Genomic DNA, 10,837 nt, shown 5'->3' with positions numbered 1-10,837 from the left:
GGAACCTACTTAAAAACATCAAGAAACTTCTTCCGATGTGATTAAATAGGTTCCTGCTCACTTGTATTAGTGATAACATCCTTTTATTTCAATTTTTAATGGTGACATGAAGCTTAAATAATTAATAACTCTGTAACCATTTTCATTTTAAGATATTTCAATCTATTTGTCAAGTACTTGTCGAAATTTTTTTATGTTAGATTAGACTAATTTCAATACAAATCTCGCCCCTTTTTCTGTTGCCCTATTTTCCACAAATCCAAGCGACTTGAAACACCTCCTAGAAGCATGATTATAGGTGTAGATTTCCTTGACTCTCAATTCTTTCCATCCCTTTACTCGAGCCAATTCAATCAAAGTACTTAGAATCTTTTTTCCAAGTCCTCGATGTTGGTAAGCGGGATTCCCAATCACAATGGGAAGATTATCCTGAGATAGTGTAACATCCCCAATTGGAAACCATTTTCCCTTCTCCTTGACTTCAATCCAAAAAAGCTCCCCATGCTGATCCAAATAGGAATACATGGCTTCCAAGGTCGCTGGACTGTAGGGTCTCTTCACCCCATCTACGAGGTAAACTAAGTTCACATCCTGATACCAAGCAAAAGCTTCCTCACAATGATTGACCTTACAATAAGGAACGAGACGTAGTGAATTATCTATTTGTAAAATCTGTTTCATCAGCTTTCCTTTTCAATAAGAGAGTTGCTGCTTGATTAAAACCATCACACCAGTTATACCATTTTGCTTCATACTCATCTTGAGCTAAGATATGATTTTTTAAATCCAGAACAGAGTAAATCTTTCTTTCCTCACAAGCTTGCGCATAGAGGTGATATAGTTCATCGCCACCATCTCTATCCCACTCAGCAGAAATCGTATCCCAACCTGCCAATAAAGCCTGATAAACCCTGTGATGCCCATCTGTAATCAACAAGCAATTTCCAAATGCAAGAATACTGATTGGATCGACATTGTTTAGTTCTACCGACTGATAAATCATCTGAATATCTTGCAACTTCTTTTCTGATAGGTATAGTTGAGTCGGATGAAGATCTGCTATATTGACTTTCATTTCTTTCTCCTCAAAGGAATTTGATACTCACTTCTGCTTGCCTTTAAATCGCCATTGGAAGCAGAGTTTGTCATAGAAGGGAAACTCGATAAACAGGACTCCCAAGCCCACACAGAGACTGGCAAGAACATCTGATGGATAGTGAACTCCCAGATAGACCCTTGATACCAGTACACTGACTAGGTAGAGGCCAAGGACGATTTGCACGATTTTTCTCCAGACTGGATCTTTCATCCGTTGACTGAGAATGACAATCAGAGATCCGACCATCAAGGTTACAGCCAGAGAATGGCCGCTTGGAAAGGAAAATCCCTTCTCCTCAACCAAGTGTAAGATAGCTGGTCGTGGGCGCTGGTAGACATTTTTAAAGGTCACAATTAAAAGACCTGCCAAAGCTAGATTTCCCAGCATGAAGAAACTTTCAATCTTCCATCGCTTACGATAAAAGATAAAAGCTGTAATGACAACCCAAGTGATAATCACTGGGATATCAATCAAGCGTGTGATGGCCCTGAAAAGAATAGTCAAGTAATCTGGCAAGTCTCCTCGAACGGCAGTCTGTATCGGTTGGTCAAAACCGACCAGCGTTTCAGGGTAAAATTTGACCATATAGCCAAGAATAACGAAAAGTAAAAGGGCAAAACTGCCCTTCATTAAAAATGTTTGTTTATCTCTCATAATGTTTTAAGGTTGGTTTCAAGAGAACATACAACAACCAGAATGAAACGGAAAAGATTACACCCTCAATCAAGTTAAAAGGCAACACCATAGTCATTAGGTAGTTGGAAAGTCCCAAAATTTTTCCAATATCAAAGTTAGCAAACTTAGCGTACAAAGGAACAGCATAAACATAGTTGAGAACCAACATAGCCACGGTTAAACCAATAGTCCCAGCTAGAGAGCCTAGTAGGAAACGAAGGGTTGTCCGTTCCTTTTTCCAAATCAAAGCAAAGACGATGACAAAAACTCCCAAAGCTACGATATTCATTGGCAAACCAATGTAAGTATTCACTCCCTGGCTGTTAAGAAGCAACTTCAAGAGTGAGCGAAGCAAGAGAATTCCTAGAGCAGCAGGCAAATCCATGACCACCAGACCCACAAGGACTGGCAAGATACTAAATTCGATCTTGAGGAAGGACGCCGCTGGCAAAAGCGGAAAGTCAAAGTACATCAGCACAAATGAGATGGCTGATAAAATCGCAATGGTCGAAAGTCGACGTGTGTTTGTCATAACAGGTTCCTCCAATTTTCTATAAAATCAGAAGAAGTTAGAAAGGATCCCTCTATCTATTCTCACTTTTTATATCCCAAAAGTTCCCTCTCACTCTATTAAAGAAAACAAAAGCAAGCGGTTACAGTTTAGCTATAAATCTATCAGAACAGACAAAGCTATTCTTTCGTCTTCTCCCATCCAGACTATACTGTCGGTTGTGGAATCTCACCACATCAGCTTGCGCTCGCGGACTTATTTGGTTAAGATATTTTAGATTTATCTAGGCGTCGCAGTCGAAGATAATACTTAAAGCATATCGAGACAAGACAACGACGAGAAAGCTAAAATAGCTAGTCAAATTTACCGCCGGTCGGGAATCACACCCTGCCCTGAAGACTCTTTTATCATAACAAAAAACGCTTGCAAGCGCAAGCATTTTGTTCATTTTCATTTTCATTTTTTATTTCAATTTATCCACTTCATAGGTATGAACAAGCTCAAGACCTGCAAAGTTCTGCTGGCGGAGAGCCTCATAGACAATCATGCAGACGGTATTAGACACATTGAGACTGCGGACATGTTCATCATTCATAGGAATACGGAGAGCTTTCTCAGGATGTTCTCGCATAAAGTCCTCCGGCAAGCCCTTGTCTTCACGTCCAAAAAGAAAATAATGGTCTTCGTCAGTCGATAAATCCACCTCAGAATACACTTTCTCAGCGAATTTAGAAATCAGATAGAGTTTGCCCTTCATCTGAGACATGAAATCCTCCAAACTCTCGTAAAAATAAATCTCTAGTTTATCCCAATAATCCAATCCAGCTCGCTTCATCTTGCGGTCGTCAATAGGAAAGCCCATTGGCTTGATGATGTGGAGGGGAGAATTGGTCGCAGCGCAAGTACGCGCGATATTGCCTGTATTTTGTGGAATTTGAGGCTCAAATAATACAATGTGATTTGTCATGACTTGCTTCCTTTCACCATTGCAAAAAAATAGCCACACTGCCCGGAGTCAAGCTCAGCAAACAGCGTGGTTAAGGCATCGTTAACTTACCTCACAACAGGTTTGAAGTAAATCAGCGAAACTACTTTCTTAGTATAACACTTTCAGAATCATTGTCAATAGAAACGACTTGATTTTTTTGATTTTTTCAAGCTATTTCCAAGGGTTGTAAAATCGTCCCTGATTCTGCAAGATAAGTAACAAACTAGCTACTAAAAACAAGGCTGCCAAGAGCAAGGTAAGATAGTCTCCTTTTTTCAAGGCCTGATAACTATACCAAGTGCGTTTTTTCTCTTTTCCAAAGCGGCGAAGTTCCATGGCGGTCGCGATAGTATCAATGCGTTCTAGCGAGCTAAAAATCAAGGGAGTAATAATGCGCAAATTGCCTTTGATTCGTTGCATAAGAGAAGCTTTCTTGGATAATTCCATCCCACGCGCTTCCTGAGACATCTTGATAGTAAAGAATTCTTCCTGCAAATCTGGAATATAGCGCAAGGTTAGACTGACAGAATAGGCAATCTTATAGGACACACCGATTTGATTTAAACTGGAAGCAAACTGACTAGGATGGGTTGTCATCAAAAAGATAATAGCCAGAGGAATAGTGCAAAGGTACTTAATGGCCAGATTTAGCAGATAAAAGAGTTCTTGGCTGGTCAGAGTGTAGGCACCGATTCCCTGCCAAATCACACTCCTCTCTCCGTAAAGTCCAACCCCATACTCGGGAGAAAAGAGATAGACCATCAAGACGTTTAAAACGGCAAATACCGTCGCAAAAACGGCTACAAAGGAAACATCTTTAAAGCGGATTTCTGACAAATAGAGGAGAAAAACCGAAAAGATGGCAATCAGAACAAGCAGTCTGGTATCATAGCTAATCATGGCAGCCAATGATACAAGGATGAAAAAGAGGAGTTTCCCAGCACCTGACAAGCGATGAATCACAGTATCTCTATGCTGGTAACCAATTAATTTAGCTTGCATCCTTATCTCCTTTCTTTGTAAAATGCCGTTAAAGCAAGTGGATCCACGTCTAGTTTCTTGGCCAAGTTGAAGATTGAAGTTTCTTTTAGGTTGGCTTTTACTAACAGCTCAGGATTGCTCAAAAGACTAGCTGGATCAGTATCGGCAATCAGTTCCCCATCCACCATGACAAGGGCTCGGTCTGAATAATCCAGCATCAATTGCATATCATGGGTAATCATGACAATGGTATGACCTTTTTGATGCAGTTCTTCAAGAAATTCCATAATTTCAGTATAGTTCTTCTGGTCTTGACCTGCAGTCGGTTCATCTAAGAGGATAATTTCAGCCCCTAAGACCAAAATCGATGCAATAGTCACACGTTTTTTCTGACCAAATGACAGGGCAGAAATAGGCCAATTACGGAATTCATAGAGACCACAGATTTTCAAAGTTTCATAGACTCTCGTTTCAATTTCCTGCTCTTCCACACCTCGCAAACGAAGTCCCAGAGCCACCTCATCAAAAATCATATTGGTTGAAATCATTTGATTAGGATTTTGCAGCACATAGCCTACTCGTTCCGCCCGCTCTGCAACAGAATCTCCTTTGATATCCTGTCCTTCCCAAAGATAGCGGCCTTCCGTCTGAATAAAGCTACTTAAGGCCTTGGCAAGGGTTGATTTCCCTGCTCCATTTTTCCCGACAATGGCAATCTTTTCACCCTTTTTAATATCTAAATGAATGGATTTTAAAATCGGTCTATCATCATAAGAAAACGACAGATCCTCTAATTTAAAGAGTAACTGCAATTCTGGGATTTCTTTTACCAGTTCATTCTGCAACTGAACCTGGCCTTTTGAGATAGACAAGTTGTCCAAATTTGCTAATTGTTCTTCCTTAGCTAAATCCACACCTAATTGACGTAAAGTGGTTAGATAAAGGGGTTCGCGAATTCCATTTTGGGTCAACAAATCAGTCGCCAATAACTGATCAGGACTCCCATTAAAGAGGATACGGCCATCATTGATCAAGACAATCCGATCGACAGGGCGATGCAGAACATCCTCTAAACGGTGCTCGATAATAAGAGTCGTCGTCCCCTCTTCCTTATGAATCTGGTCAATCAATTCGATAATATCCTGACCTGACTTGGGATCAAGATTGGCTAGTGGCTCATCAAACAAGAGAATCGGACTTTCATCAATCAAGACACCAGCTAGACTAACTCGCTGCTTTTGTCCACCAGACAAATCCTGAGGACGCTGATTCAGTAAAGAAATAAGGTCCAGCTTTTCAGCCCATTTATGAACACGATTTTTCATTTCATCTAGAGCTGTCACATCATTTTCCAGAGCAAAAGCCAAGTCCTCTGCCACAGATAAGCCGATAAACTGCCCATCTGTATCCTGCAAAACCGTGCTAACCAGATGAGATTTATCATAGATACTCATATCAAAGGCCGCTTGCCCCTTGATCAAAAATTCTCCAGATATCTGACCCTTGTAAATATTTGGAATAATCCCATTCAAACACTGACCCAAGGTAGACTTGCCTGACCCAGATGGCCCAACAATTAAGACTTTCTCTCCCTTATAAATAGTCAAATCCACCCCTTGCAAGGTCGGTTCTTGTTGTGTTTCATACTGGAAAGAGAAATCCTTCCACTCAATTATAGCTTCTTTCATCTTACTCTCTTCATTCGCTTCTTCTACTCAATGAAAATCAAAGAGCAAACCAGGAAGCTAGCCGTAGGTTGCTCAAAACACTTTTTTGAGGTTGCAGATAGAGCTGACGCGGTTTGAATTAGATTTTCGCAGAGTATTAGACTTCTATTTTATCATAAATCTACCCCTTCTTGCAGACTCTTCTCTTAAAATCTTAGCGCCAAAAAGAGTCCTATCATAGCTTGCTTGCCTAACTAATCAATAAACATCGAAAAAGACTGGTTGTCCAGCCTTTTCTCTTATGTTAATCCTTTTTCAAACTTCCTGAACGAGTCTGCGTACGTGAATAAGCTAGCAAGAGAAGGGTACCTGCGATAGCTACAGTTACAGCATTTGCAATTCCCGCAACAATCCCTTGGGCAAATACTTTTTCTGCCGCTTCTTGATAAATCACAACATCTCCAAGTGGTGCCAAGACACCCCAAACAAGAGCATTTGCAACAATCTGAATGAGGTTAAAGAAGACAATATCCTTCAACTCAAAAACACCCTGTGTTACTCGAATGTATTTTCTAAAGAGTCCGACGGCTAGACCAAAGAGACCACTAGCAATAATCCAGGTCCACCAAAGACCATAGCCTGCAATAGAATCCTTAACAGCATGCCCAATTAAACCAACAAGTAGTCCTACTAGAGGCCCAAAAATGATAGACAAGAGGCTCTGTACCGCATACTGAAGCTGGATGCTTGTATTTGGAACGGGTGTCGGGATGCTGATCATCCCGATGACAACAAAGAGCGCAGCTCCAACACCGATAGCAACAACTTGTTTAATTGATTGATTTTTCATCTATATTCTCCTATTTTATGATTCTATTTTCTTTATTTCAATGGTCCAAGATGAACCGACGCCCACATTATAAGCCTTGGCAAAGGAACCTTGGTTGATAGCCAGACCTAAACGATAGAGAGAGTTGATGTAAAGGATGGGTTGCCCAATTCTCACATCTGCAAATGATTTGCCATAAACAACCTGATTTTGATAGACTAGCATATCAGCGTGATAGATAGTCACTTCAAAACGGTCACCGAATGCTGGTTCCAGCTTGTAAAACTCTTCTCGCGTGATAGAGGTCCAAAGCGAACCAAAACGTACATCCAGAATATCAATAGCTCCCTTCACCAAATGGTCTTCAACGATGGTCTCTACGACTGGAAGCTCCACAATCTGATCCACACTGAGCTCTGGTCCCACTTCCTCAAAAGAAATGTGACCACTGGCCAGTTTAGCACCAGTATAGGCATAGACATCACGACCGTGGAAGGTATAAGAATGCTCTGTATTTTGACGTCTATTGGCCACTTCAGAAATCTCACGAATGGCTACAATACCAACGTGTTTCTTAATAAAAGAAAGCGTCCCATTATCTGGCGTGACAATGTATTGATTTTTTGCAGTCTTGGCAACCACACTCTTACGTTTCGAGCCGACACCTGGATCGACCACCGATACAAATGTCGTTCCCTCAGGCCAGTAATCTACCGTCTGAAAGAGACGATAGCTCCCCTCAAAAATATTATAAGGCGTGATATCGTGCGTCAAGTGATGAATTTTTAAGGTTGGAGATTCTTCTAAAGCCACTCCAATCATAGCCGATACCGCACCATCAACCAGACCAAAGTCTGATTGTAATACCAGTAAATTATTATTCATTTTGTCTCCCCGTATGTCCTTTATCATACCATATTTTCTAGAAAGTAGCTAATAGCTATTTCAATTGGTTAGGGTATAGTTTTACCTTATAGCAAATNTCCTACTAAAANCTCTNGTNATTAGCTAGTAGGTGCATTTTTTCTTGAAAAAAGGTATGATAGTTACATNATGAANAAGTAGGTTTTANTATGAAAATTATCCTTGTCGGAGGGGGAAAAGTTGGTTCTGCCCTCTGTCGCTCCTTGGTTGCAGAAAAGCATGATGTTTTGCTGATTGAGCAAGACGAAGCTGTCCTCAATCATATTGTCAATCGCTTTGATATCATGGGTATCCTTGGTAACGGGGCCGATTTTACCATTCTTGAGCAAGCCAGTGTTCAGGATTGTGATATCTTTATCGCCCTGACTGAATACGATGAAGTGAACATGATTGCAGCCGTTCTAGCCAAAAAAATGGGAGCTAAAGAGACCATCGTTCGGGTGCGGAACCCTGAATATTCTAACTCTTATTTCAAGGAAAAGAATATTCTCGGTTTTTCTCTTATCGTTAACCCTGAGCTCTTGGCTGCCCGCGCTATCGCGAATATCATTGACTTCCCCAACGCCCTCTCTGTCGAACGTTTCTTTGGTGGACGGGTCAGCTTGATGGAATTCACTGTTAAATCCTCCAGTGGTCTTTGCCAAATGCCCATTTCTGATTTTCGGAAAAAATTTGGCAATGTCATTGTCTGTGCGATAGAGAGGGATCATCAAATTATCATTCCAAGCGGTGACATGACCATACAGGATAAAGATAGAATCTTTGTCACTGGTAACCGTGTTGATATGATGCTCTTCCATAATTATTTTAAATCTCGTGCCGTGAAGAGCCTTCTTATTGTTGGAGCTGGTAGAATCGCCTATTATCTACTAGGTATCCTAAAAGACAGTCGTATTGATACCAAGGTTATTGAAATCAATCCTGAAATCGCTAGCTTCTTTAGCGAGAAATTCCCAAACCTCTACATCGTTCAAGGAGATGGTACCGCAAAAGATATCCTGCTGGAAGAAAGTGCTCAAAACTATGATGCCGTTGCGACTCTAACAGGGGTCGATGAGGAAAATCTGATTACCTCTATGTTCCTTGACAGGGTAGGTGTACAAAAAAATATCACCAAGGTCAATCGTACCAGTCTCCTCGAAATTATCAATGCGCCTGATTTTTCAAGTATCATCACACCTAAAAGCATCGCTGTAGATACAATCATGCACTTTATTCGTGGTCGGGTTAATGCCCAGTATTCAGACCTTCAGGCCATGCACCATCTAGCCAATGGCCAAATCGAAACCCTGCAATTCCATATCAAGGAAGCTAATAAAATGACTGCCAAACCTCTTTCTCAATTAAAACTGAAAAAAGGGGTTCTTATAGCAGCCATCATTCGAAAGGGCAAGACTATTTTCCCTACTGGGGAGGATATGTTGGAAGTTGGAGACAAGCTCCTAGTAACAACTTTGTTGCCAAACATCACCAAGATTTATGACTTGATCGCGAGGTAAGAAATGAATAAAAGTATGATTCGTTACCTCCTTTCAAAATTACTTTTGATTGAAGCTGTTCTTCTTTTGGTTCCTGTAGCTGTTGCTATCTATTACCGTGAATCGAGCCAAGTCTTTACGGCCCTCTTTTCAACAATAGGAATTCTCGTATTACTAGGCGGTTCAGGAATTTTACAAAAGCCCAAAAATCAACGGATTTATGCCAAGGAGGGAGTCTTGATTGTTGCCCTCTGTTGGATCCTTTGGTCCTTCTTTGGCGGTCTCCCCTTTGTTTTTGCTAAGCAAATTCCCAGCGTTATTGATGCTTTTTTTGAGATTAGTTCTGGCTTTACAACTACCGGAGCAACTATTCTGAACGACGTTTCGGTCCTCAGCCGCTCCCTCCTCTTCTGGCGAAGTTTTACCCACTTGATTGGAGGGATGGGAGTGCTCGTTTTCGCACTTGCTATTATGGATAATGCCAAGAATAGCCACCTAGAGGTGATGAAAGCTGAGGTTCCTGGCCCCGTCTTTGGTAAGGTTGTATCCAAGCTAAAAAACACCGCTCAGATTCTCTATCTCCTTTATCTAGCTCTCTTCTCCCTCTTTGTCATCATCTATTATCTAGCCGGTATGCCTCTATTTGATAGTTTTGTCATCGCTATGGGGACAGCGGGAACAGGGGGCTTTACCGTCTATAACGATGGAATTGCTCACTATGGCAGCTCACTGATTACCTATCTGGTTAGCATCGGAGTTCTGGTTTTTGGGGTAAATTTCAACCTCTACTACTACCTCATGCTCCGTCGGGTTAAGGCCTTCTTTGGAGATGAAGAACTTCGGGCTTACTTGGTCATCGTACTGGTTTCTACAGGATTGATCAGCCTCAATACTCTCTATCTCTATCCAGGATTTTCTAAGAGCTTTGAAATGGCCTTCTTCCAGGTTTCCAATATCATTACGACGACTGGTTTTGGTTATGGAGATATTACCAACTGGCCCCTCTTCTCCCAGTTCATCCTTCTCTTCCTTATGGGAATCGGTGGCTCTGCTGGATCAACCGCAGGTGGACTCAAGGTTATTCGAGGCCTCATTCTTTCAAAAATTGCTAAAAATCAGATTTTGTCAATCCTATCACCCCACCGTGTTTTGACCCTCCATGTTAATAAAACGGTGATTGACAAAGATACCCAGCATAAGATTCTCAAGTACTTTGTCATCTATTCTATGATTCTGTTAGCACTTATCTTTATTGTCAGCCTAGATAGCAATGACTTCCTGGTCGTTACCAGCGCTGTCTTTAGCTGTTTCAATAACATCGGACCTATTCTAGGAACGACATCTAGTTTCTCAATCTTTAGTCCCATCTCAAAAATTCTCCTCTCCTTTGCGATGATTGCAGGACGACTAGAGATTTACCCAATCCTCCTTCTCTTTATGAAGAGAACTTGGTCCAAGAGATAAAATACAACCACACCTTGTAAACCTACAAAGTGTGGTGTTTTTATTTTCATACTCTTCGAAAATAAAATTCAAACCACGTCAGCTCTATCTGCAACCTCAAAACAGTGTTTTGAGCAACCTGCGGCTAGCTTCCTAGTTTGCTCTTTGATTTTCATTAAGTATCAAATACCTCCCGCAACTCAACAAGTATCTTTGAATCCCGGTCAGATATTTCAGTGCCT

At 41.1% G+C, this 10,837-nt stretch carries 11 protein-coding genes and 1 riboswitch; of the genes, 2 read left to right on the top strand and 9 right to left on the bottom strand.

Going from position 1 to position 10,837, the window contains the following annotated elements; genetic code table 11:
* Positions 1-201: 201 nt before the first annotated feature.
* The 9 genes from D8837_RS05500 to D8837_RS05460 form a co-directional block, all read right to left on the bottom strand.
* Complete coding sequence (locus tag D8837_RS05500) at positions 202-681, bottom strand: GNAT family N-acetyltransferase (protein ID WP_125456440.1); 480 nt, start codon at positions 679-681, stop codon at positions 202-204.
* Positions 656-1,075, bottom strand: coding sequence for a chromosome partitioning protein ParB (locus D8837_RS05495; protein WP_125456439.1), 420 nt, complete (start codon positions 1,073-1,075; stop codon positions 656-658). Before D8837_RS05495 ends, D8837_RS05500 begins: the two co-directional genes overlap by 26 nt.
* Before the next feature lie 27 nt (positions 1,076-1,102).
* Entirely contained in the window at positions 1,103-1,753 is a 651-nt protein-coding gene (locus D8837_RS05490) for a phosphatase PAP2 family protein (RefSeq protein WP_125456438.1), read from the bottom strand.
* Positions 1,743-2,306, bottom strand: a complete 564-nt coding sequence (locus D8837_RS05485) for an ECF transporter S component (protein ID WP_000185823.1) — start codon at positions 2,304-2,306, stop codon at positions 1,743-1,745. Before D8837_RS05485 ends, D8837_RS05490 begins: the two co-directional genes overlap by 11 nt.
* A 164-nt stretch (positions 2,307-2,470) precedes the next feature.
* Positions 2,471-2,689, bottom strand: a riboswitch (FMN riboswitch).
* 59 nt (positions 2,690-2,748) lie between these two features.
* Positions 2,749-3,252, bottom strand: a complete 504-nt coding sequence (locus D8837_RS05480) for a tRNA (cytidine(34)-2'-O)-methyltransferase (protein WP_000181388.1) — start codon at positions 3,250-3,252, stop codon at positions 2,749-2,751.
* 192 nt (positions 3,253-3,444) lie between these two features.
* Positions 3,445-4,275, bottom strand: coding sequence for an energy-coupling factor transporter transmembrane component T family protein (locus D8837_RS05475; protein ID WP_125456437.1), 831 nt, complete (start codon positions 4,273-4,275; stop codon positions 3,445-3,447).
* Between the two features lie 2 nt (positions 4,276-4,277).
* Positions 4,278-5,942, bottom strand: coding sequence for an ABC transporter ATP-binding protein (locus D8837_RS05470; protein ID WP_125456436.1), 1,665 nt, complete (start codon positions 5,940-5,942; stop codon positions 4,278-4,280).
* A 283-nt stretch (positions 5,943-6,225) separates the two neighbouring features.
* On the bottom strand, positions 6,226-6,771 hold the full coding sequence (locus D8837_RS05465) for an ECF-type riboflavin transporter substrate-binding protein (protein ID WP_125456435.1): 546 nt from the start codon (positions 6,769-6,771) through the stop codon (positions 6,226-6,228).
* 15 nt (positions 6,772-6,786) lie between these two features.
* Complete coding sequence (locus tag D8837_RS05460; protein ID WP_125456434.1) at positions 6,787-7,635, bottom strand: SAM hydrolase/SAM-dependent halogenase family protein; 849 nt, start codon at positions 7,633-7,635, stop codon at positions 6,787-6,789.
* Between the two features lie 188 nt (positions 7,636-7,823).
* Here D8837_RS05460 and trkA point away from each other — a divergent pair, with 188 nt between their 5' ends.
* Together trkA and D8837_RS05450 are read left to right on the top strand one after the other, a co-directional pair.
* Entirely contained in the window at positions 7,824-9,173 is a 1,350-nt protein-coding gene (gene trkA / locus D8837_RS05455) for a Trk system potassium transporter TrkA (protein ID WP_000691701.1), read from the top strand.
* A 3-nt stretch (positions 9,174-9,176) separates the two neighbouring features.
* On the top strand, positions 9,177-10,616 hold the full coding sequence (locus tag D8837_RS05450) for a TrkH family potassium uptake protein (RefSeq protein ID WP_125456433.1): 1,440 nt from the start codon (positions 9,177-9,179) through the stop codon (positions 10,614-10,616).
* The last annotated feature ends 221 nt before the right edge of the window (positions 10,617-10,837 follow it).

Source organism: Streptococcus mitis, assembly GCF_003942965.1.
Lineage (GTDB): Bacteria > Bacillota > Bacilli > Lactobacillales > Streptococcaceae > Streptococcus > Streptococcus mitis_BH.
Note: the sequence above shows the minus strand (reverse complement) of the source record. Positions and strands in the feature narration are given on the sequence as shown.